Origin of the sequence: Marimonas lutisalis (assembly GCF_005434965.1) — a bacterium.
In the GTDB taxonomy this organism is placed as follows: domain Bacteria; phylum Pseudomonadota; class Alphaproteobacteria; order Rhodobacterales; family Rhodobacteraceae; genus Marimonas_A; species Marimonas_A lutisalis.
Genome location: NZ_SKCI01000001.1, coordinates 276625 through 300874 on the forward strand (window position 1 = coordinate 276625; position 24250 = coordinate 300874).

Below are 24250 nucleotides of genomic sequence, written 5' to 3' on the forward strand. Positions count from 1 at the left end.
TCAGACGGTCGCGGCGACGCGGGTCTGGTCGACCAGCATGTCGGTGATCATTGCCCCGATCCACATGCAGAACAGCGCCAGCCAAGCCGTGCCCGCGAAAATCGAGCCACCGGTGACACCTGCGCCGATGGCGCAGCCGCCCGCCAGCATCGCGCCAAATCCCATCAGGACTGCGCCGGTCATCGAGCGACGCATGTTCGATTCATCGGTGAAGCCCTGGAACTTGAATTCACGGGCCAGAATGGACGAAAGGAAAGACCCGATCACCACCCCCGGCACCAGGCCGATGTCGAATTCAAGCACGGCATTGCGATCGAGAAAGAACATCAAGGTGTTGGCCGACGGCCCCGAGAAAGTGGCGCTTTCGATCGGCATGGGATCAAAGGAGATCTGGCTGAGCGTGTATGTCAGCACCCATCCAAGCGCGACCGCGAACCCGACACCCGAGGCGAACACCAGGCGCGAGAACCCGATCCTGTTGCGATAGGAAATGAAAAGCGCCAGCCCAGCCGTCACGAGGCCCAGAAGCAGGCCGAAGTAGTCGGGCAGGTGGAAGAAGGTCAGCAGATCAAGGTTGTGGCCGCCCTTGGTGATCCAGAGGCCCGCCAGCTTGTCCCGCAGGGGCGATAGCCATCCCGAGAGCGACATCTGCGCCACCACGGCAAAGACAAGCCCCGAGACCACTGAGCGCAGGTTGCCCGTGGCGGCCAGAACCAGGAGACGGCCCGAGCAGCCGCGCGCCAGCACCATGCCGACGCCAAACATCAGGCCACCGATGATCGCGCCCGACCAGCTGCCCGGCACGGCCATCATGCGGGCATCATCGCTGCGCATCAGGCCCAGAAGCTCGGCGCCCTGAACCCAGACCAGCGCGGTCGAGAAGGTGAGCAGCCACACGGCCACCTTGTCCTGCATCAGCCCGCGGGCGAATTCGACCGTGGCCGCGCGTAGGCAAAAACGCGAGCGCTGCGCGGCGACACCGAACACGATTCCGGTGATCAGGCCGAAAAGCGCGGCCGTCGGCCCCTCTCCGATCCGTTCGACAATGGCGATAAGGTCCATGTGCTTGTCCTGCTGTTTGCTGCGCTGGACATATGCAGTTTCGATGATGCGTTTCCTTGATCCAGATCAGTTGTTCTGGGCAACGTGCGGGAAAAGGCGTATTCGAGGCTATGAGTAAGACGATTCCACTCGATCAGACGGACCACCTGCCGCTATGGCGGCGTCCTGTCGGGCTGTTGTTCGTGATGGCGGCGGCGATGCCGATCGCATTCGCGACATGGTCTGCGTTGCTCAACAACTTCATTATCGAGGTTGGCAAGTTCGACGGGTCCGACAATGGATGGCTGCACACGGTGCGGGAAATTCCCGGTTTCCTGGCCATCGGTGTGATCGCCATCATCATTTTCGTGCGCGAACAGGTGCTTGCGCTGGTGTCGCTTGTCCTGCTCGGCCTGGCGACGGCACTGACGGCGTGGTTCCCCTCGATGGCGGGGATTCTGACCATCACCATGCTCAGCTCCATCGGGTTTCACTATTACGAAACGGTCAACCAGTCGCTGCAGCTGCAATGGCTGCCGAAGGATCGGGCGCCGCAGGTTCTGGGCCTGCTTCTGGCCGCCGGCTCGGCAGCAACTCTGGTGGCCTATGGGTTGATCGTACTGACATGGCAAGCCTTCGATCTGAGCTACAACTTCGTCTACATGGTTTCGGGGGGTGTCACCGCGTTGATCGCGGTTGTCTGCTTTTTCGCCTACCCGCAATTCGAAGCGCCAAATCCGCAGGTCAAGAAGATGGTGCTGCGGCGGCGCTATTGGCTCTATTACGCGCTGCAGTTCATGGCCGGCGCACGGCGGCAGATCTTCATCGTGTTTGCAGGCTTCATGATGGTCGAGAAATTCGGTTTCGACGTGCACGAGGTGACAGGTCTCTACCTTATCAACCTTGTCATCAATATCGTCGCTGCGCCGCTCTTCGGGCGGGTTGTCGGCCGGTTCGGAGAGCGCAATTCGCTGGCCTTTGAATATGTCGGGCTTGTCTGTGTGTTCCTTGCCTATGGCGGGATCTACTTTTTCAGCTGGGGTGTTGTCCTTGCGGCTGTGCTCTATGTGCTGGATCACATGTTCTTTGCGCTGGCACTAGCGTTGAAGACCTATTTCCAGAAAATCGCCGATCCGGGCGATATCGCGCCCACGGCGGCCGTGGCTTTTACCATCAACCATATCGCGGCGGTGTTCCTGCCGGCATTGCTGGGCTATCTGTGGCTGGTCTCACCGGGAGCGGTGTTCGTGTTGGCGGCCTGCATGGCGTCGGTTTCGCTGTTTCTGGCGCTGCTGATCCCGCGCCATCCCGAACCGGGTAACGAAACCGTTTTTGCGCGCTTCGTGCGCGCGGCCCCGGCCGAGTGATAGTGATATTGACGCCTGCGCGCCTTGGTTTTAGGCGCAAGAAAAACACCGGAGTGACCCATGCCCACCTTTACCGCCCTCACGACCCTTGCTGGCAAGGCAGCTGCAGAAGCGCTTGGAGAGGCGATGGAGCGGCTTGATCCCGAACCCACGGGCGTTGGCGTTTTCGAACTCGAGGACGGTTCGGGCCTTTGGGAGGTCGGCGGCTATTTCACCGAAGAACCTGACCGGGCCGGCCTGGCATTGCTGGAAGCGATGCATGACGCTCGGCCCTTCGTGATCTCGGAACTGCCTGAAACCGATTGGGTGGCCAAGGTTCGCCGTGAACTGGCCCCGGTCGAGGCGGGACGGTTCTTTGTCTATGGCAGCCATGACGCGGACAAAGTGCCGGTTGGAAGCGAACCGTTGCTGATCGATGCGGCGATGGCCTTTGGCACGGGACACCATGGCACCACCTTGGGCTGTCTGCAGGCGCTGGACCGCCTGATCGAGCAGGGGTTCGAGCCGCGAAGTGTTGCCGATATCGGCTGTGGCACCGCCGTTCTGGCGATGGCCGCCGCCCGGATCTGGCCGGCCGCGATCATTGCCAGTGACATCGACGAGGTTGCGGTGGACGTGGCCGAGGCAAACGTGCGTGCCAACGGGTTGGAAGGGCGTGTGAAATGCATCGAAGCCGCCGGGTTCGACCACCCCGAACTGCGCGCGGCGGCGCCGTTCGACCTGATATTCGCCAATATCCTGAAAGGTCCGCTGATCGCGTTGGCCCCCGATCTGGCGGCGGCGCTGGCGCCGGGGGGGCGGGCGATTCTTTCGGGCATTTTGAACGAACAAGGCGATGATGTGGTGGCCGCTTATGCCGAAGCTGGCATCAATCTTGAGTATCGCGCCCAGATTGGTGAGTGGACGACGACAATCATGAAAAAACCGGAATAAGGCGCGTCGGATTTTCGCCTTATTTTAGGGGTTTGCCACAAATTCGCCACAATCGTCGGCGATCAACAGATGAACTCCGGTGGGGGCATGCGCTGGAGGCTGCAATGGCAGATGACTTCAAGAACTTCGAAAAACGGTTGAGCCGTATCGATCGCGCGCACAATCGTGTCTCGGACGGCTATCGGACGACGGTTGGGCCGGACGGTCTGATCGCGGTACGGGCGCGCCGGCGGCTGCCGCAGGTTCCCTTGAAGGGGCTTGCCTATCTTTTTCTCGGATTTTGTGTGTTCAAGAGTGTTGCCGTCGCCCATTTCGGCATGACGGGTTATCAGGAACGTGTCGAGACGCTGCGCTCGGGCACGGTGATTGAACAGGCGGGGGCCTGGGCATTGCAGCTCGACGCGCTTACCGTCTGGATCGCATCAAAGGTTGATCCCTTTATCAACTAGGCCGGAATATCCGGCCATCAGTTCAGGCGTCTGAAAAGACAAAGCGCCGCGTCCCCCTCCAGGGCGCGGCGCTTCGCTTTTTCGGAACTGAAAAACGGTCAGTGCTTGGATGCGATGAAGTCGATGTCACCGCGGCACAGGCCGATATCTTCCAACTCGCGGTCGCTGAGCTGGGACAGTGCATTGCGGGTCACGCGGGCATCGTTCCATGTAACGATCATCGCACGCAGCGATGCGAAGATCTGGCCGATACGGCCGTTGGTGCCAGCGGTGAGCTGAACGCGGGGGGTGTCGATTGCAGCCATATCCGTATTCCCTTTGGTTAGAGTGATGGTCATTGCGATTTCGATGGGGCAGATAGGCCGATCGCCTGAAAAGGACAAGCAGCGAAAATGGCATATGACCTATGCAGTTTCTGCATAGGCAAAATATGAATTAAACATCAGAAAATAAGGCGAAAATCTGCCTGAGCTCATGTCGCTTTCTGCATTTGCGAAGGCGTTTTCCGGCGCCGGGTGTCGCCATGGTGCCGGGGCTGTCGTTTTTGAGCCCCATGCGTATAGACGTTGGCAAATGTTCCCCTTTCGTGCTAGTGGTTCAAAAAGGCAACAGAGCAGGCGAAAACGATGCGGGTTTTAGGGATCGACCCCGGGCTTCGAAACCTGGGATGGGGGGTGATCGATGTCGACGGCAGTCGCCTGAGCCACGTCGCCAATGGAATCTGCCATTCGGGAAGCGGGGAATTGGCGCAGCGCCTGCTGCGATTGCATGAGCAGCTGAGCGCGGTGGTGGCGCAGTTCCGGCCCGATACGGCTGCGGTTGAGAAGACATTCGTCAACAAGGATGGAGCGGCAACACTGAAACTGGGCCAGGCGCGGGGCATTGCCATGCTGGTGCCGGCGCAGGCGGGGCTGAGCATCGGGGAGTACGCCCCGAATGCGATCAAGAAAACCGTTGTCGGCGTCGGCCATGCAGATAAGACCCAGGTTGCGCACATGGTGAAAATGCAGCTGCCGGGGGCCGTTCCGGAAGGCCCGGACGCAGCGGATGCTCTGGCGATCGCGATCTGCCATGCACATCACGCGCAGCCAGCCGCGGCGGTGGGAGCAGCACTGAGAAAGGTGGGCACATGATCGGAAAGATCAGCGGGCGGCTGGACTACAGGGGCGACGATCACGTGCTGATCGATGTGCGGGGGGTGGGTTACCTTGTCTATTGTTCGGAGCGCACGATGGCCACGCTGCCCGGCTCAGGCGAGGCAGTGGCGCTTTACACCGACCTGCTGGTGCGGGAGGACCTGCTGCAGTTGTTCGGTTTTCCATCGCTGATCGAAAAGGAGTGGCACAGGCTGTTGATGAGTGTTCAGGGCGTGGGAGCAAAAGCGTCGATGGCCATTCTGGGCACGCTTGGTGCAGAAGGCGTTAACAGGGCGATCGCGCTGGGCGACTGGAACGCCGTGAAGGCGGCCAAGGGGATCGGGCCGAAAACCGCGCAGCGCGTTGTGAACGAGTTGAAGGACAAGGCCCCGGCGGTGATGGCGATGGGGGGTACGCTGAGTGCCACGCTGGAGCCCGAGGCGGATACCGGCGATGAGTTGATCGAACCGGTCACATCCGCACCACGCAAATCGGCGCAAACAGGCGGCGGCAGTGCCGCGGCGCAATCCGAGGCGCTTTCAGCGCTGTCGAATCTGGGATATGCGCCGGGTGAGGCGGCAAGCGCCGTCGCGCAAGCAGCGGGCGAGGCGCCTGAAGCGGATACCGCCGCCCTGATCCGGGCGGCGCTCAAGCTCCTGGCTCCGAAGGGATAAATCATGACGGAACCCGATCCGACATTGCGCGCCGAGGCCCTGCCCGAGGATGCGGACCGGGCATTGCGCCCGCAGATGCTGGACGAGTTCGTGGGCCAGGAAGAGGCGCGGGCGAACCTGGCGGTGTTCATCCAGTCGGCGCGGATGCGCGGCGAGGCGATGGACCACACGTTGTTTCACGGCCCGCCGGGGCTGGGCAAGACGACACTGGCGCAGATAATGGCGCGCGAGCTGGGCGTGGGGTTCCGGATGACCAGCGGGCCGGTTCTGGCCAAGGCCGGCGATCTGGCGGCGATCCTCACCAACCTCGAGGCGCGGGATGTTTTGTTTATCGATGAAATTCACAGGCTTAACCCGGCGGTGGAAGAAGTGCTCTATCCCGCCATGGAGGATTTCGAGCTGGATCTGGTGATCGGCGAGGGGCCGGCGGCACGCACGGTCCGGATCGAGCTGCAACCCTTCACGCTGGTCGGCGCGACCACGCGGCTGGGCCTGCTGACGACGCCGCTGCGCGACCGGTTCGGGATTCCGACGCGGTTGCAGTTCTACGAAATTCACGAGCTGAACCAGATTGTGAGCGCCAATGCGCGTAAGCTGGGCATCGAGGCCGAGCCGGAGGGTGCGCTGGAGATCGCAAAGCGGTCGCGCGGGACCCCGCGGATTGCCGGGCGTCTGCTGCGCCGGGTGGTTGATTTCGCCGTGGTCGAGGGCGGGGGGCGGATCACCCGCGCGCTGGCCGATGCGGCGCTGACACGGCTGGGCGTGGACGAGCTGGGCCTCGACGGGGCGGACCGGCGCTATCTCACGCTGATTGCAGAGAATTATCACGGCGGGCCGGTGGGGATCGAGACCATAGCGGCGGCGCTGAGCGAGCCGCGCGACGCGTTGGAAGACGTGATCGAGCCCTACCTTTTGCAGCAGGGCCTGATCCAGCGCACGCCGCGCGGGCGGATGCTGGCGCACAAGGGGTGGAGCCACCTGGGGCTGACGCCGCCGGCGCCGGCGGGCAAAGGCCAGACCGACATGTTCGACGGCTGAGCGCGCGGGGCGTTAACCGGGGCCTTTGGGCCGAAAACAGGGTGGGTGACTTGCGTGCACCGTCCGGCTGACATCCGGCTGCCGGGCAATCGGGGTCTGCGACTCGGCGAAAAAGTTAACGGCGGCGCGAGGCGCACGCGAGCGTGCGCCGGGTTGCACCGCCCGGGCGGCTGGGGCATCACGTGCCCGCAGCCAGGAGGGACCCCGCGCATGACACCGCAAGAGATCGAGCAGCTCTTTACCCGCGACGATGGCAGCTATCTGTTTGCGCGCTGGGCAAGGCCCATCGTGCCGGTGGTCTTTGGCGTGGACGACAAGACGCTGGCGGTGGTCAAGGGCGCGATCGAGGCGGTGGTCACGCTGGCGGGCCACAAGATGGCCGAAACCGATCCGGAGCTGGGCGGCAACCTGATGCTGTTCTTCTTCCGCGAGTGGGACGAGCTGCTTGGGCTTGACGGGCTGGAGAAGATGGTGCCGGGGCTGGACGACACGGTCGAGCGCCTGAAAGCGCAGGACGCCAACCAGTACCGGTTCTTCCGCTTCGAGGAGAGCGGCGCGATCAAGGCGGCCTTCGTGTTCCTGCGGATGGATGCGGCGCTGTCGCAGATGGCGGTGGAGGACCTGGCGCTGGCCCAGGCGGTGCAGGTGATGCTGCTGTGGGGCGCGCGCGCCTTTGCCGAAACCTCGCCGCTGGCGAAACTTCCCGAGGGGCAGGTGATCCTGCGGCCCGAGATCGCGGGGGTGATCGCCGCCGGCTATGACCCGGTACTGCCGGTGATGGCGGAAGACGGTGCGTCACACAGTCTGCGGCTGTTTGCGCGGATGCAGGCGGGCTAGGCATGCGGTTTGCGGCGGTTGACATGTCCGCGATCGGCATGTGGGGGCCAGCCCCCACACCCCCGGGATATTTGGGGCAAGATGAATGGATGGGGGCAGGGGGATGAGGGTGTTCGTGGCGATCGAGCTGCCCGAGGATATTCTGGATGGGCTCTTGCCTTGGCAGGACGGGTTGCCGGGGCGGCTGGTGGATGAGGAGAACCTGCACCTGACGCTGGCCTTCCTGGGCGAGGTGGACGAGGCGCGGCTGGCGGAGGTGGACGAGGCGCTGGCGGGACTGCGGCTGGCGGCGCCTGTGCTGCGGGTGACGGGGCTCGACGTGTTCGAGGGGCGCAAGCCGAAGCTGGCCTTTGCCACGGTCGAGCGTCGCGCAGCATTGGAGACAGTGCAGCGCGCAGTGGCCCAGGCGGTGCGCGGCGCGGGCGTGGACCTGCGCCGTGAGCGGTTCCGCCCGCATGTGACGCTGACCCGGTTCGGGCGCGAGATGTCGCGACGTGACGAGGTGCAGCTGGCTGGGCAGTTGGGACCGATCCCGCCGCTGGAGGCGCGCGCGGAGGCGTTCGGGCTCTACCGCTCGGAGTTGCGCCCGGACGGGCCGCGCTATGTCGCCTTGGCGCGCTATGAATTCTATTAGATTTTCGCTAATCTAAAGTCCGGAATAATATTCTTTTGCCTAAGTTTAGCTGCGGGCATCCTGCAGCGGCGCGCACCCGGCGGATGGCCGGGGCGAGACAGGAAAAGGACGCGGGAATGGGAATCGAGACAACGGACACGCTCATCGTGGGCGGGGGGCAGGCGGGGCTTGCCATGAGTGCGCATCTGGGCAAGGCGGGTATTCCGCATATCGTTCTGGAGCGCGGCCGGATCGCCGAGCGCTGGCGCTCGGAGCGGTGGGATTCGCTGGTGATGAACGGGCCGGCCTGGCATGACCGCTTTCCCGAGCTGGAATTCGCGGGCGAGGATCCGGACGGGTTTCCGGACAAGGAGCGGGTGGCGGAGTATTTCGAGGAATTTGCCGGGCAGATCGATGCGCCCATTCGCTGTGGCGTCGAGGTGCTGAGCGTGACGCGCAACGCGGGGCGCGGCGGGTTCACGGCCGAGACCAGCGCCGGCGTGATCGAGGCGCAGCGGATCGTGGCGGCGACGGGGCCGTTCCAGGTGCCGGTGATCCCGCCCATCGTGCCCGAGGCGACCGACGTGGTGCAGATGCATTCGACGGGGTATCGCAACCCCGAGGACCTGCCCGAGGGGGCGGTTCTGGTGGTGGGGGCCGGATCGTCGGGCGTGCAGATTGCCGATGAGCTGAACCGGGCCGGGCGCAAGGTGTACCTGTCGGTGGGGCCGCATGACCGGCCGCCACGGCGTTATCGCGGGCGTGATTTCGTCTGGTGGCTGGGGGTGCTGAACCTGTGGGACATGGCCGCGCCGCCGAAAGGCGCCGAGCATGTGACCATTGCCGTCAGCGGCGCCCAGGGGGGCGAGACGGTGGATTTCCGCCGCCTTGGCAACGAGGGCATCACGCTGGTCGGCATGACCGAGACCTGCGAGGGCGGCGTGATGCGGTTTGCGCCGGACTTGGCCGAGAACATCCGGCGGGGCGACGAGAATTACCTGTCGTTGCTGGACCAGGCCGATGCCTATGTGGCGCGGATGGGGCTGGACCTGCCGGAAGAGCCCGAAGCGCGCGCCTTCGGCCCCGAACCGGACTGCGTGAGCGATCCGCTGCGTGCGCTGGACCTGGCCGAGGCCGGGGTGGGCACGATCATCTGGGCCACGGGCTTCAGGACGGATTATTCCTGGCTGAAGGTGGACGCCTTTGACGAGGCGGGCCGGCCGGTGCATCAACGGGGCGTGTCGCCCGAGCCGGGGGTCTATTTCCTGGGCCTGCCGTGGCTGTCGCGGCGGGGGTCGTCCTTTATCTGGGGGGTGTGGCATGACGCGAAGTTCCTGGCCGACCAGATCGGCATTCAGCGCGGCTATGGCGCCTATCGCGCGCCGGGGGAGGTGTGAGCCATGGCCAATGACCTGAGACCAAATGCGCTGGCCGAACTGGCCGAGAATGTGGGCCAGCCGTTCGAACAGGCCCGGGCGATGCCGCCGTCGGTCTATACCAGCCAGACCTTCATGGAGCGCGAGATTTCGGAGGTGTTTGCGAAGGAATGGTACTGCGTGGGCCGCGCCGATGCGCTACGCGAGGCGGGCGATTACGTGACCGCCGAGCTTGCCGGACAGCCGGTGGTGGTGCTGCGCGACCGCGAGGGCGGGTTGCGCGCGCTGTCGAACGTGTGCCTGCACCGGATGAGCACAATGCTGGAGGGGCGGGGCCATGCAAGGGCGCTGACCTGTCCCTATCATGGCTGGACCTACAACCTTGATGGCAGCCTGCGCGGGGCGCCGGCGATGAGCCTGAACGAGGGGTTCTGCAAGGAGGCGTACAAGCTGCCCGCGGTGGGCTGCGAGGAATGGCTGGGCTGGGTGTTCATCACGCTGAACCCGGAGGCGCCGCCGGTGGCCCGGCAACTGGCCGAGGTCGGGGAGATGGTCGCGGGCTATGACATGACCAACTATTCCGAGAGCTTCTATGAGGAGCATGTCTGGGACACCAACTGGAAGGTGCTGGCCGAGAACTTCATGGAAAGCTATCACCTGCCGGTCTGTCACGCGGGCACGATCGGGGGGTTGAGCAAGCTGGAGGAGATGGTCTGTCCGCCGGGGCGGGCGGCGTTCAACTACCATACGATCCTGAAGGACGATTCCTTGCGCATCGCGATGGCGCATCCCAGCAATGACCGGCTGGAGGGTGACATGCGGCGCACCACCTTCCTGCTGGCGATTTACCCGTCGCTTCTGATCACGCTGACGCCGGGGTATTTCTGGTACCTGAGCCTGCACCCGGTGGAACCGGGCAAGGTGCATATCCGTTTTGGCGGGGGCATGTCGGACGATTACAGGGGCGATGCGGATGCGCAGCAGAACTTCGTCGACCTGAAAACCCTGCTGGACGAGGTGAATGTCGAGGACCGGGGCTGTACGGAGAAGGTTTATGCCGGGTTGAAGTCGGGCCTTGCAAGGCCGGGCCACCTGAGCCACCTTGAACGCCCGAATTATGATTTCGCGAAATACCTTTACGCGAAGACATCTGGCCAAGGATGAACGACATGACCAGCCCCCGTGCCGCCGAACTGCGAGACAGGTTCATCGGCGGCATGAGCCATGCGGCAAGCACGGTGAGCGTGGTGACCACGGACGGGCCCGCGGGGCGCGGTGGCGTGACCGTCTCGGCGATGTCGAGCGTGAGCGCGGACACCCCGCGCCCGACGCTGCTGATCTGTGTCAACGAAGCGAGCCCGGTGGCGGCGCAGATCATCGGGAACGGGGTGTTCTGCGTGAACATCCTGAAGGATGACCAGGCCTATATCTCCGACACTTTCGCGGGCCGGTTCAAGGACCAGGTCGCCGACAAGTTCGACTGCGCGGACTGGCGGGCGATGCCGTCGGGCGCGCCGCGGGTGGTGGACCCCTTGGTCGGGTTCGACTGCCATGTCGTGTCGTCCGAGAAGGTGGGCACGCATCACGTGTTCTTTGGCGAGGTGGACGATATTTTCATCGCCGAGGGCGGTTCGCCCCTGATCTATGCGCGCAGATCCTATAGCGCGGCGACGCGGATCGAGACGCCGGCCACGGTGACGGTGGCGGGCAAGGGCGCGCGCAGGCGGTTGACCGTGGGATGTTTCCACACCTTCGGGCCGGTCCTGTTGCCCGACATCGTCCGGCGCATGACCGAGGCCGACGAGGGGCTGCAGATCGAGTTGATCGAGGGCGATCAGCGCCGCGTGCAGGAGGCGGTGATGGCGGGCGAGGCCGACCTGGCGCTGCTCTACGACACCGGCCTGCCCGAGGGGTTGGAGGCGATGCTACTGACCGAGCTGAGCCCCTATGTGCTTCTGGCGCAGGATCATCCGCTGGCGGAAAAGCACACGCTGACGCCCGACGACCTGGCCGAGCATCCGATGATCCTGTTGGGGGAAAGCCCAAGCGGGGACTATTTCACATCGGTTCTGGAACGGGCGGGCGTGGCGCCGCGCGTGGCCTATCGCAGTTCGAATTTCGAGATGGTGCGGGGGCTGGTCGGCCAACGGCTGGGATTTGCCCTGCTGGCGACGCGGCCGGCGGCGAGCGTGAGTTATGACGGGCATCTTCTGGTGACCCGCCCGCTGATGGCGGATGTGGAGCCGACCCGGGTGATGCTGGCCACGCGGCGCGGCGTGCCGCCGAGCCCGCAGGCAGAGCGGTTCATCTGGTTCTGCCGCGACTATTTCGACCTGAATGAATGACGCGCGGTGCGTTTGGAGCGCACCGAATTGGGAGCTGTGACGATGGCGCATGAACGAATTCGCAAGTTCAACACGAAAGACACCTACCCTGAACAGAATCTGGACAATGACCTGTGCCAGGCGGTGGTCACGCGGGGCGGGCGCACGGTGTGGATGCGCGGGCAATGTCCGCAGAACCTGGACGATGCGAGGAACATCGACAGCCATGACCCGGCCGAGCAGACCCACAAGGTGATGCAGAACATCCGCCAGCTGATCGAGGAGGCCGGCGGCAGCATGGAGCACCTGGTGAAGGTGGTGGTCTACATCACCGATGTGCGCCACCGCGAGGCTGTGTACCGGACGATGGGGGAATACATCAAAGGGGTCTACCCGGTTTCGACCGGGCTGGTGGTGCAGGCGCTGGCGCGGCCCGAGTGGCTGGTCGAGATCGACGCTACGGCGGTGATTCCGGATTGAGAGCTGCGTGGGGGCGCTGCCCCCGCACCCCCGGAGTATTTCCGGCAAGATGAAGGAGCGGGGAGATGACATTTTCACTGGTGGCGCGTTGTGCGGAGACGGGCATGTTCGGCGTTGCGATTTCATCGTCGTCGCCGGCGGTGGCGGCGCGCTGTGCTTATGCGCGCGCGGGTGTCGGCGCGGTGGCGAGCCAGAACGTGACCGACCCGACGCTGGGGCCGTTGGCGCTGGATGTGATGGGACGGGGCCTGAGCGCGGGCGAAGCGATCGAGGAGGTGCAGCGCTGCGGGCGTTACATCGAGTACCGGCAGGTGCTGGCAATCGACGGGCAGGGGCGCACGGCGATCCATTCAGGGCCCAATTCGCTGGGGATCTGGACCCAGGCCGAGGGCCGCGACGTGGCCAGTGGTGGCAACCTTCTGGCCAATGACGGCGTGCCGGCGGCGATCGTGGCGGGGTTCGAGGCGGCGGAGGGCCACCTGGGCGACCGGCTGATTGCCGCGATGCGCGCGGGGCTGGCAGCGGGCGGCGAGGCAGGACCGGTGCATTCGGCGGGCCTCTTGCTGGTCGATGACGTGTCCTGGCCGGTCGCCGAGCTGCGATGCGACTGGATCGACGAGGGCTGCCCGATCGAGGCGGTGGCGCGGGCCTGGGAGGTCTACAAGCCGCAGCTGCGCGACTACGTGACCCGGGCGCTGAACCCCGAGGCGGCGCCGTCTTATGGAGTGCCGGGGGACGAATGAACCGCGTCACGCTGCGCCAGCTGGAATATTTCGCGGCCGTCGGCAAGACCGGCTCGATCGCGCGGGCGGCGGAACTGGTGAATGTCTCGTCGCCGTCGATCTCGACCGCGATCGCACAGTTGGAGGAAGCGTTGGGGCTGACGCTCTTTGTGCGAAAGCGCGCGCAGGGGCTGTCGCTGACCCAGGCGGGGCGGCAGATGCTGGCGCAGGCGGGCCGGGTGCTGGACGAGGCCGAGGCGCTGAACCGGTTGGCCGGCGATATCGCGGGCACGGTGCGCGGGCCGCTGGCGGTGGGCTGCCTGCTTACCTTCGCGCAGATCATCCTGCCCGGGCTGCGGCGCGGGTTCGAAAGCCGCTATCCCGATGTGCAGGTGCGCCAGTTCGAGTTGCATCAGCTGGAGATTTTCGAACGGCTGCGCAGCGCCGAAATCGATGTCGCGCTGAGCTATGACCTGGATATCCCGCAGGATCTGCACTTCGTGCCGCTGGTGGCGTTGCGGCCCTTTGCGGTGATGGCGCGATCGCACCCGCTGGCGGAGCTGCCCGAGGTCACGGTGGAGGACCTGAAAGATCATCCGATGATCCTGCTGGATCTGCCGCACTCGGCCGAGTATTTCCTGTCGTTCTTTGCCGAGACGGGCGCGCGGCCGAAAATCGCTGAGCGCACGCGCGACATGGCGGTGATGCGCAGCCTGGTGGCCAATGGCTATGGCTATGGCATCGCCAATATCCGCCCGCTGAGCGACCGCGCGCCGGACGGCAAGCCGCTGGTCTTCGTGCCGCTGGCGGGTGGGGTGCGGCCGATGCAGCTGGGCCTGGTGATGGCAAAGGGGGCCGAGGCGCTGCTGGGCATCCGGGCCTTTGTCGCGCATGCGCGGGATTATGTGACGGCTGGCAATGTGCCGGGAATCGAGCCGGCGGGAGAGAGAGCATGACGCGCACGCTGGAGCACCTGGAGCGGTTGATCGGGTTTCCATCGCTGACCGACACCCCCAATGGCGAGATCATCGGTTATATCGAAAACGTGCTGGCGGCAGTGGGCGCGCGGGTTTGGCGGATCGAAGCGCAAAGCGGGGATCGCGCCGGGATTTTCGCCTCGGTCGGGCCGGAGGGCCCAGGGGGTGTGATGTTATCGGGCCATGTCGACGTGGTGCCGGTGGACGGACAGGACTGGACCGCGGATCCCTTTGAACTGCGGCGCGAGGGGAGCCGCGTCTATGGGCGGGGCACGACCGACATGAAGGGGTTCCTGGCGGCGATGCTGAGCGCGGCGGAACGTGCAGAAGGGTTGAAGCAGCCGCTGAAACTGGCGTTTTCGTGGGATGAGGAGATCGGATGTCGCGGGATCCCGGAGATGCTGGCGCAGATCGACGAAACGGTGGGGCGACCCGATATCTGTATCGTGGGCGAGCCGACGCAGATGCAGGTTGCCACGGGACACAAAGGCAAGACGGCGCTGCGCGCGGTGGCAAGGGGCGAGGCCGGGCATTCATCGGATGCGCCGGACTATGCGAACGCGCTGCACCTGGCGGCGGATTTCATCGGGGCGCTTCGGCAGGAACAGGCGCGGTTGATGCGCGAGGGTGCGCGCGAGGCGGGCTATTCGACGCCCTTCTCGACGGTGCATGCGGGGGTGATGCAGGGGGGGAGGGCGCTGAACATCGTGCCGGACCGCGCCGAGATCATGTTCGAGATCCGCAACCTGGCGGCGGATGCACCCGGAGCGATCATCGCCCGGCTGCGCGAGGCGGGGCGGGAGATCGCGGCGCGAACCGGCGGGGCGGCATCGCTGGAGATCGAGGAGACGGGCGGCTATCCGGGGCTGGCGACGCCCGAAGACAGCGCGGCGCTGGCTTTGTGCCAGTCCCTTCTGCCTGAGGCCGAGACCATAAAGGTGTCTTATGGCACCGAGGCCGGGCATTTCGCGGCACATGGGATCGCATCGGTTGTGTGCGGGCCGGGATCAATGGCGCAGGGACACAAGCCTGACGAGTTCATCGAGGCCGACCAGCTGGTGCAGTGCGATGCGATGCTGGATCGGATGCTGGCACGGCTAAGGGCAGGGTGAGTCGGGAAGTTGGGATGATCCGCGCCGAAAACCTATAAGAAATGACAGGTTATGGCGATGAGCCTGTCAGAATCGTCACGCCGCGGGACGTGGATGAGCGCGTAATCGGTCCGCGGAGAAAAAGGTTAACGGGTATTCTGTAATTAGTGGGAAGATCGCGGAGACGGGGGTGGATGTTCCCCAGACCGAAGCCCTCTCGTCCATCGGGTGCCTGACTGATGCGGCGATGATCTTCCCGACAGGCATTTCTGCCGTGGCGGAGCATGTATCCCTTGCCCGCTGGCAGGAAAATCATACACGAAGGCATTTCATCAAATCGGGGCATCCCGCAGGGGATGCCCCTATTGTCGGGCATGATCAACGCCGGTGAATGCCGCCTTCGTCCATTTCGATCAGCACTTCATCGGCATCGTTTCCGGGACCATGCAGTGGATCGGGCAGAATGCCGAGCCCCATGGCCAGCGTGGCCAGTTCCGTCCGGGTGCTCAGGCCGGTTTTCTCCATCAGCGTGTGCAGACGCTGGCGCACAGCGGAGATGGAAATTCCGAGTTGATCGGCGATCTGTTTGTCCTGGAGGCCCTGCCCGATCAGTTCGAGCAGTTCCGTTTGCTTGGGCGAGACGTGGTTGCGTTCGGGAAACTCGGCGGCGAAATGCATCACGTAGCGTTGATGCGCGGCCAGGGCGGCGACGTTCAGTGTCCAGCCGTGGGCCTTGACGATGGCTATCATGTCACGTCGAGAGTGATTGCCCGAAAAGGTGAGCAGCGCGGCCTGCGGCGGGGCATGCACGCGCAACGGGATGGAAAATCCCGCGCGGATGCCGTGCTTGGCGGCGCGGCGCAGAATCTCGGCCCGCTTGGCGGGGATATGATGGTATTCGTCGATGAACTCGATCCCGACCATGATCGGTGTCAGGTGGTGCATGGCGTGGCTGCGGAAATAGGACCAGCGGTGCAGATCGGGATCGCGGTTGAGTTCGTTCAGCCAGGTCGAATCGTAGGAGGTGCGGATGAACAGCGTCTTGCGGAAATCGGCCAGCGAACTGGCCGAGATGAAGTCGATATAGGGCAGGTTCAGCTGCTTGCCGAGCCCGACGATCAGGGCCCAGACATCACGCGAATGCCCGGTGGTTTCGAGATCCGCCAGGAAGCGGTGCAGGAGCTCGGGCGTGTAGCGCTCGGCTTCAATCAGCCTGCGTTCCGGGCCCGGACGATCCACAGGGTCAGCCCGTTTCGTGTTCAAGGTGCAGCTTCATGTCGATCAGCACCTGTTGCAGGGCAACGGTTTCTTTCAGGAGGCGTTTGGCTTCGTTCACGGTGATCACGCCATCCTCGATGGATTGCTGGTATTCCGCCATCAGCATGGCAAAGCGCTGCGACAACGCGATCACGTCGGAATTCACGCCGCCGCGGCTCGTGTTCTTGCGGCGGTCGTCATAGCTCAGCGTGATGCCCTTCAACTCGGCCAGTGCCGAGGTGACATGCGGATAGGAGGCGGCCTCTTCCAGCGCGGCGACGGCGTTGATTGGCATGAACCGGTCGGCATGTTCGTCACTATCGGAATAGTACCGTCCGAGCGTCGCCTTCGACTTGCCCGTCAGTTCGCAGGCCGGCTCGATGCCGACGTCCTTTACCAAGGCCTCGGTATGTTTTTTCAGATAGCTGCCAATGCCTGTCATGTCAGTTTCGTCCCTGTTCTTCACCCCGCCTTGCCCGCGCGGGGAAATCGTTAAGCCTTTTCCCATTAGTCTTTTTGTTCGCGGATGTCATTGATGAATTATGCCCGAGCGATCGGGTACAGCAGGGTCCGGCGCCGTAAAACGCGCCGGTCAGAGGCAGGGCCCGGCGCAGAAATTGCGCCTGGTGTCGCGGGTGCCAGTCATCCCCGGCACGGCGGGCACGGAAACAACGAACGGGCGCGTGCAAGCTCCATCCCCAGTGGCCAGTCCTGCACGCAATTGCCCGTTACCCCGTGGCTGTCGGCCCTGTCCGCACACGGTCCATGTCTGCGTGATCTTGCATTGGCGGATCGGAGCGGCGAAAACCGCAGACATGGCCAAGCTCTACTTCAACTACTCGACGATGAACGCGGGCAAATCGACCGTGCTTTTACAAGCGTCGCACAACTATCGTGAGCGGGGCATGGAAACCTACCTGCTGACGGCGCAACTGGATGACCGGGCGGGGCCGGGGCGAATCGCGAGCCGGATCGGAATTGCCCAAACGGCCGACACGTTCGCGCCCGAGGATGACCTGTTTGCCCGGATCGAGGCGCGACAGGCCGCTGGCGCGGTGGCCTGCGTGTTCATCGACGAGGCGCAGTTCCTGAGCAAGGAACAGGTCTGGCAACTGGTTCGGGTGGTCGATGACCTGGGCGTGCCGGTGATGTGTTATGGTCTGCGGGTAGATTTCCGCGGAGAGCTGTTTCCGGGCTCGGCGGCGCTTCTGGCGCTGGCCGACGAGATGCGCGAGGTGCGCACGATCTGCCACTGCGGAAAGAAGGCCACCATGGTGGTGCGCATGGGGCCAGATGGCCGCGCGCTGCGCGACGGGGCGCAGGTGCAGATTGGCGGCAACGAAACCTATGTGAGCCTGTGTCGCCGCCATTGGCGCGAGGCCGTGGGCGACAGGGAGGTGACGTGATGGAGATCGAGGCAGTCGGCCGGGTTTTGGCCGAGGCGCGGCAGGCGGGCCGCAAGCTGGAACGCTATCCCGGCGCGCAGCCTTCGATGGCGCAGGCGCTGGCCATTCAGGAGGCGATGGCCGTGGCGATGGGCGTGCCCGTCGCGGGCTGGAAAGTGGGGCTGACCTCGGCCAGGGCGCAGGCGCTTTGCGGGGTGGACGCACCGCTGGCCGGACCGGTCTTTGCCGACTGCATCTGGCAGGACGGGGCGGAGATCGCGATGGTCGCGGGAGATTTGGGTATCCTGGAGGCCGAGATCGGGTTCCGCATGGCGCGGGATCTGCCGCCGCGGCAGGCGCCCTATGGCCGGGACGAGGTTCTGGCGGCGGCGGGCGAGGTGATGCCGGTGATCGAATGGGTCAACAAGCGCTTGCCGGGCGATTTGCGAGAGGCGCCCGAATGGCTGGTCGCGGACGGGGTGATCAACCGCGGTCTGGTGGTTGGGCAGGCGATGCGGTTTGAGCCAGCCAGGGACCTGAAAGCCGAGACGGTGCAGGTTTGGGCAGACGGCACCAGGGTGACCGAGGGCATCGGCGCCAATGCGCTGGGCGATCCGGCAGAGGTTCTGGTTTGGCTGGCCAATGACCTGAGCGCGCGGGGCAAGGGGTTGCGCAGGGGCGATGTGATCGCCACGGGGCTGATCTGCGATGTGGTGCAGGCCGAGCCGGGCAAGCGGGTGGAAGCGCGGTTCGGAGCTCTCGGGCAGGTGGCCTTGGAGATTCTAGCCTAGCGGCGGGCGTCAGGCCCGCTCGACCAGCACCGAGCCCACGGAGTAGCCCGCGCCGAATGAGCAGATCAGGCCCTTGTCGCCTGGTTGCAGGTCATCGGAATACTTGGAAAAGGCGATGATCGAGCCGGCCGAGGAAGTGTTGGCATAGTCCTGCAGGATGTTGGGTTGTTCGCCGGGTTCGGGATCGCGGCCCAGGACCTTCTTGCCGATGAAATCGTTCATCGTCTTGTTGGCCTGGTGCAGCCAGAGGCGTTTGAGGTCGGAGGCCTCGACATGTTCTTCGGCCATGTGACTGGCGATATGGGCCGACACCATCGGCAGCACTTCCTTGAACACCTTGCGGCCATTCTGCATGAACTGCATGTCGCGCCGATCTTTCATGCCGTCGGGGCGATTGCGGCGCAGGAAACCGTTGTTGTTGCGGATATTGTTGGAAAACTCGGTCGCACAGCGCGTCGAGAGCACGCGGAAGTGCGGGCCCTTGGCGTCTTCTTCACGCTCAAGCACGGTGGCGGTGCAGACATCGCCGAAGATGAAGTGACAATCGCGGTCGCGCCATTCGAGATGGCCCGAGGTGATCTCGGGGTTGACGACGATGGCCTTTTTCACGCTGCCCGCGCGGATCATGTCGGCGGCGGCCTGGATGCCGAAGGTGGCCGAGGAGCAGGCGACGTTCATGTCGAAGGCAAACCCGCCGGCGCCGATGGCCTTCTGGATCTCGACACCGACCGCAGGATAGGCGCGTTCCATGTTCGAGGCCGCGCAGATCACGAGATCGATCTCGGAGGCGTCGATGCCGGCCTGGGCCAGCGCCTTCTGGCAGGCGTTCAGGGCAATCTCGGTCATAAGGCCCGGTTCGTCATCGCTGCGCTGGCGGAAATGCGGATACATCCGGTCGGGGTCCAGCACACCCTCTTTTTCAAGCACGTAGCGCTGCTCGATCCCAGAGGCCTTGATGATGAATTCCGTGGAGGACATTTCCATGGGCGCGAGCGTACCAGCCGCGATCTCGTCGGCGTGATCGGCGTTCCATTTCTCGGCATATTTGTTGAAGCTTTCGACAAGCTCGTCATTGGTGATGACGTTTTCCGGCGTGAAGACGCCGGTGCCTGTGATGGCTGGCTGATACATGGGACCCCTCCCTGAAATTGGTCAACAGATCACCCGACGGCGCCGTGGAAATCAAGGGGAGAACGCCTGCCGCAAGCTCACAACGCGTTGGGCGGCGTTTCCCCGTTCAGATGAGCGCGCAGGTTGTCGATCGCCATCAGGCCCATCGCCTGGCGCACGTCGAGCGCGGCGGTGCCGAGATGCGGCAAGAGCGTTGCGTTCTCAAGTGCGCGCAGGCGGTCGGGCACATTCGGTTCGTGTTCATAGACATCGAGACCGGCACCGGCGATGCGGCGCTGTTCCAGCGCGTCGATCAGGGCGGATTCGTCGATTACGTCGCCGCGCGAGATGTTGACGAGATGCGCGTGCGGGCGCATCGAGCCCAGAAAACCCGCCCCGATCAGGTGATGCGTTTCGCGCCCGCCCGGCACGGCCACGACGACGACATCGGCGTGGCGGGCCAGTTCGTGTTGCGACATCTGTTCGGCGGGAAACTCCATGCGTTTCTCGGACCGGTTGGCATAGATCACCTTCATGCCGAAGCCGTAATGGCAGCGCCGGGCGATGGCCTGGCCGATACGGCCCATGCCGATGATGCCCACGGTTTTGCCGGTGACATGAAGACCCAGGAGCTGCGTCGGGTGCCAGCCCTGCCATTTTCCCGCGCGCAAGAGCCGCTCGCCTTCGCTGGCGCGCCGGGCGCTCATCAGCATGAGCGTTAGTGCGATGTCGGCCGTGGCATCGGTGACGGCGCCGGGCGTGTTGGTGACGGTGATGCCGCGGTGGCGGGCGGCCTCGACATCGATGTGGTTATAGCCGACGCCGAAATTGGCCAGGATGCGCGCCCGGGGGTCGGGCACGGCGGCAAAGATCTCTTCCGAGAACATGTCGCCCAGCGTGGGCAGCACCGCGTCATAATCGGTGAGCGCGGCGTGCAACTCCGCGGACGAGAGCGGGTCATTGCTGTCGCGCACGGTAACTTCGGCGATCTCGCGCGCGGCAGCGAGAACCGCATCCGGGTGGTGACGCGTGATCAGGAGCCGGGTCAATGCATGCGACCTCCGTTCGGGACAGGCTTGTCCGGCGATAGTAGCACGATTCCCCCGTTTTCGTCGGACAGCCCGAGGACAAGGCATTCGGACATGAACTTGCCGATCTGGCGCGGCGGGAAATTCACCACGGCGATCACCTGTTTGCCGACAAGGGTTTCAGGCGTGTAATGCGCGGTGATCTGGGCCGAAGATTTCTTTTCGCCGACCTCGTCGCCGAAATCGACCCAGAGCTTGATCGCGGGTTTTCGGGCCTCGGGATAGGGCTCGGCCCTGGTGACGGTGCCGACGCGGATATCGACGGCGAGGAAATCATCGAAACCGATCTCAGCCATTGGCGAGCTCCTTTGAGCGGTTAGTGGCGGCGGCCACGGTTTTCTGTATCAGCGGGGGCAGCCCGGTGGCTGGGTCCATCAGCACTTCGAGCCCGGCCTGGGTGGTGCCGTTGGGCGAGGTGACGTTGATACGCAGCTGTTCGGGGCTTTCGCCAGATTCCATGGCGAGCGCACCGGCACCGGCCACGGTGGCGCGGGCCAGCCGCATCGCCAGATCGGGCGCGAGGCCCTGCGCAGCGCCGGCGGCGGCCAGGCATTCGATCAGGTGAAAGACATAGGCCGGACCAGAGCCGGAGACGCCGGTGACCGCATCCATCTGGGCTTCGGATTGCAGGCGGACCACCTCGCCCACGGCGGAGAGCAGGTTTTCGGCGGCGTCGAGATGCGCCGCGGTGGCCTGGGTGTTGCCGATGATCGCGGTGATGCCGCGGCCCACGGCGGCCGGGGTGTTGGGCATGGCGCGGATGATCGGCGTCTTGTCGCCGAGCACGCGTTCATAGGTTGCGATCGGGGTTCCGGCGGCCACCGACAAAAACAGCGTATCGGCGTTGCCCATGGGGGCGATGACGGGGAGGGCGTCCTGCATCATCTGGGGTTTGACAGCGATCAGAACGATGGCGGGGGCGTCAGGCAGATCGGCGTTGATGTGCACGCCTGTGCCCTTGAGCCAGTCGGACGGGGCGGGATCGCGGACATGCACGGATGTGGGTGGCAGGCCGCCTTCAAGCCAGCCCTGCAGCATGGCCGACCCCATCTTGCCGCAGCCCAGAAGCACGAGCCCGCGGCGGGCAATGTCATCCATGTTCATTTAGTCCCCCTTTCGTTGCGGGGGACAGTGTTACGCGCGGCCGTAGGCCTCGGCAATGGCGACTTGCAGCGCCTCTTCGGTGCTGCGGCCGGCCCAGACGATCAGCTGGAAGGCCGGGTAGAAGCGCTCGGCCGAGAGAACGGCGGCGCCGATCATCGTGTCGATCTGTTCAGGGCTGGCGATCTGCCCGCCGGCCAGGACAAGACCATAGCGGTAGACCATCAGTTTCTGTTCGGCCCAGTAGGTGAAGGCGCCGGCCCAGCATTGATCGTTGACGGCGTTGAGACCGTCGAGAAGGGCCGGAATCCGGTCCTCGGGCGGCTCCATTTCGAAGGAACAGACCATGCGCAGGGTTTCGTCGTAGGGCGACCAGGCCAGGGTGATGGAGTAGGTCCGCCATTGCCCTTCGACGGCCATCGCGATCTGGTCATCGGCGATCCGGTCGAAATCCCAGTCGTGATGCGCGGCCAGGGTTTCGACGATGTCGATTGGATGAATCTCGTCTTCGAGATACTGCTCGCTGAGTGCCATGACGCCACCTCTTTGGTTATTAGCGCGTGGGTCTGGCAGCGCCCCAAGCGCTAGGTGCCTGCTCTAGAAACTGGGGCGAATGCCCCGCCTCATACGAGATATGGTGAGGGGTGAAGGCCCACCTGTAAAGCCATTTGTTGGGGATAACCTCAATAAGTTGTGGATTTCTCAGGTTGAGACACAAAACGTGAGCATATCGCCGTGCCGCAACTGTGATGACGGCGCGGTTGAGCCGTGTCACCTGTCGGCAGTAGTCTGGGCCTGTGGTTCGGCGCGCCGGATGCGGGACGCGGCATTCTGACGCTACGTAATGGGGTCAGGGCGCAACAAAGGCTTGAGTTGCGCGGTTCGGGTTTTCTTAATGGTTCATGCCTCTTGGCACGGAAACCGGAGCGCACGGTCGGAACAACCCGTCCGGAGAGGGAGGGAGAAAAACACGAGAACCTTATTTAGCCGTACCCCCGCGACAGAACCACAAGGCATATGGAGAATGCCGGAGGGGGCGCAGCGGCGCATCAACCGTGCCAAGGACGACGACAAGTCCAGCGGACCAAAACGATTTAATCCATGGGAGGAGAAATCACATGAAATCCATCAAGAAACTCGCGCTTGGCGTGGCTGTTGCGGGTCTTGCCGCGACCGGCGCCCTGGCCGAGAACGTCAAGATCGCCTTCATCGACCCGCTGTCGGGGCCCTTCGCGGCGACCGGCACCAACGGCCTGCACCAGTATGAATTCGCAGCCGAGAAGCTGGTGAACGAAAAAGGCGGCGTTCTGGGCGGCACCAACTTCGAGATCGTGCCCTTCGACAACAAGATCAGCCCCAAGGAATCGCTGATCCAGCTGCAGGTCGCGATCGACCAGGGCATCCGTTACATCGTGCAGGGCAACAGCTCGGGCGTGGCGAACGCGCTGACCGATGCGATCAAGAAGCACAACGAGCGTAACCCCGACAGCCGCGTTCTGTTCCTGAACTACTCGGCCGTCGATCCGGCGCTGACCAACGAGAAGTGCAACTTCTGGCATTTCCGTTTCGACGCCAATGCCGACATCAAGATGGACGCGCTGACCGACGTGATCGCGCAGAACCCAGACATCAAGAAGATGTACATCATCGGCCAGGACTATTCGTTCGGTAAGGCCGTGGCATCGGCCGCCGTCAGCATGCTGGGTGCCAAGCGCCCCGACATCGAGATCGTCGGCAACGAGCTGCACCCGATCGGCAAGGTCAAGGACTTCACCCCCTATGCCCGCAAGATCACCGCGTCGGGCGCCGATGCCGTGATTACCGGCAACTGGGGCTCGGACATGCTGGGCCTTGGCAAGGCGATCATCGACAACGGTTTCGAAGGCCCGATCTATACCTACTATGCGGCGGCTGACGGGATCACCGCGGCATTCGGGGAAGCCGGGGTCGGTACCCTGAAACTCGTGGCGGAAGGTGGCGATGCGCCGCCCGAGAAGCCCGAGGCACAGGAATACCAGAAGGCGTTCAAGGCCAAGTATCCCGATGGCAACATCAGCCAATCGCGGATCACCAACGTGATCCAGATGCTGGCCATGGCGATCGACGAGGCCGGCACCGCGACCGATGTTGTTGCAGTGGCCAATGCACTGGAAGGCATGACCTTCAACGACAGCCTGTGGAGCAACAACCCGATGACCATGCGGGCCAGCGACCATCAGCTGATCCAGGACGTGCATATCTATGCGCATACCCAGGTCGAAGCGCCGTTCGACATGGATAATTCGGGCTTTGGCCTGAAATATGAGAACTCGATCGCTGCAGCCGGCGAGGCCCTGCCGACCAGCTGTGAGATGGAGCGCCCGTAAGGCGATCCGATCAGATTCCGGGCGCGGCACCCCGCGCCCGGGCCTTTCATCCGACATCTGAACCGCAGAGTTCTGACCGAGGGCAGGAGCAAGA

Annotated in this window: 27 protein-coding genes; 18 read left to right on the forward strand and 9 right to left on the reverse strand. The window is 64.1% G+C overall.

The window, feature by feature from the left end; all coding sequences use genetic code 11:
• Positions 1-1062, reverse strand: a complete 1062-nt coding sequence (locus E0501_RS01365) for a YeeE/YedE family protein (protein ID WP_137699554.1) — start codon at positions 1060-1062, stop codon at positions 1-3.
• Between the two features lie 110 nt (positions 1063-1172).
• Here E0501_RS01365 and E0501_RS01370 point away from each other — a divergent pair, with 110 nt between their 5' ends.
• The 3 genes from E0501_RS01370 to E0501_RS01380 all read left to right on the forward strand — a co-directional run bounded on the left by E0501_RS01370 (position 1173) and on the right by E0501_RS01380 (position 3790).
• The gene (locus tag E0501_RS01370) at positions 1173-2408 is read left to right on the forward strand and encodes an MFS transporter (protein WP_137699555.1); all 1236 of its coding nucleotides are present in this window, start codon (positions 1173-1175) and stop codon (positions 2406-2408) included.
• 60 nt (positions 2409-2468) lie between these two features.
• Positions 2469-3341 (forward strand): 50S ribosomal protein L11 methyltransferase, encoded by an 873-nt coding sequence (locus E0501_RS01375; RefSeq protein ID WP_137699556.1) that lies wholly within the window; start codon positions 2469-2471, stop codon positions 3339-3341.
• A gap of 104 nt (positions 3342-3445) precedes the next feature.
• The gene (locus E0501_RS01380; protein WP_137699557.1) at positions 3446-3790 is read left to right on the forward strand and encodes a hypothetical protein; all 345 of its coding nucleotides are present in this window, start codon (positions 3446-3448) and stop codon (positions 3788-3790) included.
• A 98-nt stretch (positions 3791-3888) separates the two neighbouring features.
• Here the strand turns inward: E0501_RS01380 and E0501_RS01385 are convergent, their stop codons facing one another.
• Positions 3889-4095, reverse strand: coding sequence for a DUF1127 domain-containing protein (locus tag E0501_RS01385; protein WP_137699558.1), 207 nt, complete (start codon positions 4093-4095; stop codon positions 3889-3891).
• Between the two features lie 321 nt (positions 4096-4416).
• Here E0501_RS01385 and ruvC point away from each other — a divergent pair, with 321 nt between their 5' ends.
• The 12 genes from ruvC (at position 4417) to argE (ending at position 15079) form a co-directional block, all read left to right on the forward strand.
• Entirely contained in the window at positions 4417-4923 is a 507-nt protein-coding gene (ruvC, locus tag E0501_RS01390) for a crossover junction endodeoxyribonuclease RuvC (protein ID WP_137699559.1), read from the forward strand.
• Positions 4920-5600 carry a Holliday junction branch migration protein RuvA gene (gene ruvA / locus E0501_RS01395; RefSeq protein WP_137699560.1) on the forward strand — a complete coding sequence of 227 codons (681 nt, stop codon included), beginning with the start codon at positions 4920-4922 and terminating at the stop codon, positions 5598-5600. Before ruvC ends, ruvA begins: the two co-directional genes overlap by 4 nt.
• 3 nt (positions 5601-5603) lie before the next feature.
• Positions 5604-6638: a Holliday junction branch migration DNA helicase RuvB gene (ruvB, locus tag E0501_RS01400; protein ID WP_137699561.1), complete on the forward strand. Its 1035-nt coding sequence runs from the start codon at positions 5604-5606 to the stop codon at positions 6636-6638.
• Positions 6639-6848: 210 nt separating this feature from the next.
• Positions 6849-7475: a hypothetical protein gene (locus tag E0501_RS01405; protein WP_137699562.1), complete on the forward strand. Its 627-nt coding sequence runs from the start codon at positions 6849-6851 to the stop codon at positions 7473-7475.
• Positions 7476-7578: 103 nt separating this feature from the next.
• On the forward strand, positions 7579-8109 hold the full coding sequence (gene thpR, locus E0501_RS01410) for an RNA 2',3'-cyclic phosphodiesterase (RefSeq protein WP_161594525.1): 531 nt from the start codon (positions 7579-7581) through the stop codon (positions 8107-8109).
• A gap of 116 nt (positions 8110-8225) precedes the next feature.
• Entirely contained in the window at positions 8226-9485 is a 1260-nt protein-coding gene (locus tag E0501_RS01415; protein WP_137699564.1) for a flavin-containing monooxygenase, read from the forward strand.
• A 3-nt stretch (positions 9486-9488) separates the two neighbouring features.
• The gene (locus tag E0501_RS01420; protein WP_137699565.1) at positions 9489-10628 is read left to right on the forward strand and encodes an aromatic ring-hydroxylating oxygenase subunit alpha; all 1140 of its coding nucleotides are present in this window, start codon (positions 9489-9491) and stop codon (positions 10626-10628) included.
• Positions 10629-10633: 5 nt separating this feature from the next.
• The gene (locus tag E0501_RS21070; protein WP_205123437.1) at positions 10634-11809 is read left to right on the forward strand and encodes a LysR substrate-binding domain-containing protein; all 1176 of its coding nucleotides are present in this window, start codon (positions 10634-10636) and stop codon (positions 11807-11809) included.
• Positions 11810-11851: 42 nt separating this feature from the next.
• Complete coding sequence (locus tag E0501_RS01430) at positions 11852-12268, forward strand: RidA family protein (protein ID WP_137699566.1); 417 nt, start codon at positions 11852-11854, stop codon at positions 12266-12268.
• A gap of 65 nt (positions 12269-12333) precedes the next feature.
• Positions 12334-13011 (forward strand): DUF1028 domain-containing protein, encoded by a 678-nt coding sequence (locus tag E0501_RS01435; protein ID WP_137699567.1) that lies wholly within the window; start codon positions 12334-12336, stop codon positions 13009-13011.
• Complete coding sequence (locus tag E0501_RS01440) at positions 13008-13946, forward strand: LysR family transcriptional regulator (protein ID WP_137699568.1); 939 nt, start codon at positions 13008-13010, stop codon at positions 13944-13946. The genes E0501_RS01435 and E0501_RS01440 overlap by 4 nt, the downstream gene beginning before the upstream one ends.
• Positions 13943-15079, forward strand: a complete 1137-nt coding sequence (gene argE / locus E0501_RS01445) for an acetylornithine deacetylase (protein WP_137699569.1) — start codon at positions 13943-13945, stop codon at positions 15077-15079. The genes E0501_RS01440 and argE overlap by 4 nt, the downstream gene beginning before the upstream one ends.
• A gap of 357 nt (positions 15080-15436) precedes the next feature.
• Here argE and E0501_RS01450 read toward each other — a convergent pair whose 3' ends face one another.
• Both E0501_RS01450 and E0501_RS01455 read right to left on the reverse strand, forming a co-directional pair.
• On the reverse strand, positions 15437-16321 hold the full coding sequence (locus E0501_RS01450; protein ID WP_137699570.1) for a helix-turn-helix transcriptional regulator: 885 nt from the start codon (positions 16319-16321) through the stop codon (positions 15437-15439).
• Entirely contained in the window at positions 16302-16757 is a 456-nt protein-coding gene (locus tag E0501_RS01455) for a hypothetical protein (protein ID WP_137699571.1), read from the reverse strand. The genes E0501_RS01450 and E0501_RS01455 overlap by 20 nt, the downstream gene beginning before the upstream one ends.
• A gap of 373 nt (positions 16758-17130) precedes the next feature.
• Between E0501_RS01455 and E0501_RS01460 the strand changes: the two genes are divergently transcribed.
• On the forward strand, positions 17131-17721 hold the full coding sequence (locus E0501_RS01460; RefSeq protein WP_137699572.1) for a thymidine kinase: 591 nt from the start codon (positions 17131-17133) through the stop codon (positions 17719-17721).
• Positions 17721-18491, forward strand: coding sequence for a 2-keto-4-pentenoate hydratase (locus E0501_RS01465; RefSeq protein ID WP_137699573.1), 771 nt, complete (start codon positions 17721-17723; stop codon positions 18489-18491). Before E0501_RS01460 ends, E0501_RS01465 begins: the two co-directional genes overlap by 1 nt.
• A gap of 9 nt (positions 18492-18500) precedes the next feature.
• On the opposite strand, the gene E0501_RS01470 is transcribed toward E0501_RS01465, so the two are convergent.
• From E0501_RS01470 to E0501_RS01490, 5 genes are all read right to left on the reverse strand, one after another.
• Entirely contained in the window at positions 18501-19622 is a 1122-nt protein-coding gene (locus tag E0501_RS01470; RefSeq protein WP_137699574.1) for a beta-ketoacyl-ACP synthase III, read from the reverse strand.
• 77 nt (positions 19623-19699) lie between these two features.
• Positions 19700-20650, reverse strand: a complete 951-nt coding sequence (locus tag E0501_RS01475) for a 2-hydroxyacid dehydrogenase (protein WP_170222758.1) — start codon at positions 20648-20650, stop codon at positions 19700-19702.
• Positions 20647-20985, reverse strand: coding sequence for a tRNA-binding protein (locus tag E0501_RS01480; RefSeq protein ID WP_137699576.1), 339 nt, complete (start codon positions 20983-20985; stop codon positions 20647-20649). Before E0501_RS01480 ends, E0501_RS01475 begins: the two co-directional genes overlap by 4 nt.
• Complete coding sequence (gene proC / locus E0501_RS01485; protein WP_137699577.1) at positions 20978-21793, reverse strand: pyrroline-5-carboxylate reductase; 816 nt, start codon at positions 21791-21793, stop codon at positions 20978-20980. Before proC ends, E0501_RS01480 begins: the two co-directional genes overlap by 8 nt.
• Before the next feature lie 30 nt (positions 21794-21823).
• On the reverse strand, positions 21824-22324 hold the full coding sequence (locus E0501_RS01490) for a type III secretion system chaperone family protein (protein ID WP_137699578.1): 501 nt from the start codon (positions 22322-22324) through the stop codon (positions 21824-21826).
• Positions 22325-22908: 584 nt separating this feature from the next.
• Between E0501_RS01490 and E0501_RS01495 the strand changes: the two genes are divergently transcribed.
• Positions 22909-24156 carry a branched-chain amino acid ABC transporter substrate-binding protein gene (locus tag E0501_RS01495; protein WP_137699579.1) on the forward strand — a complete coding sequence of 416 codons (1248 nt, stop codon included), beginning with the start codon at positions 22909-22911 and terminating at the stop codon, positions 24154-24156.
• Positions 24157-24250: the final 94 nt, after the last annotated feature.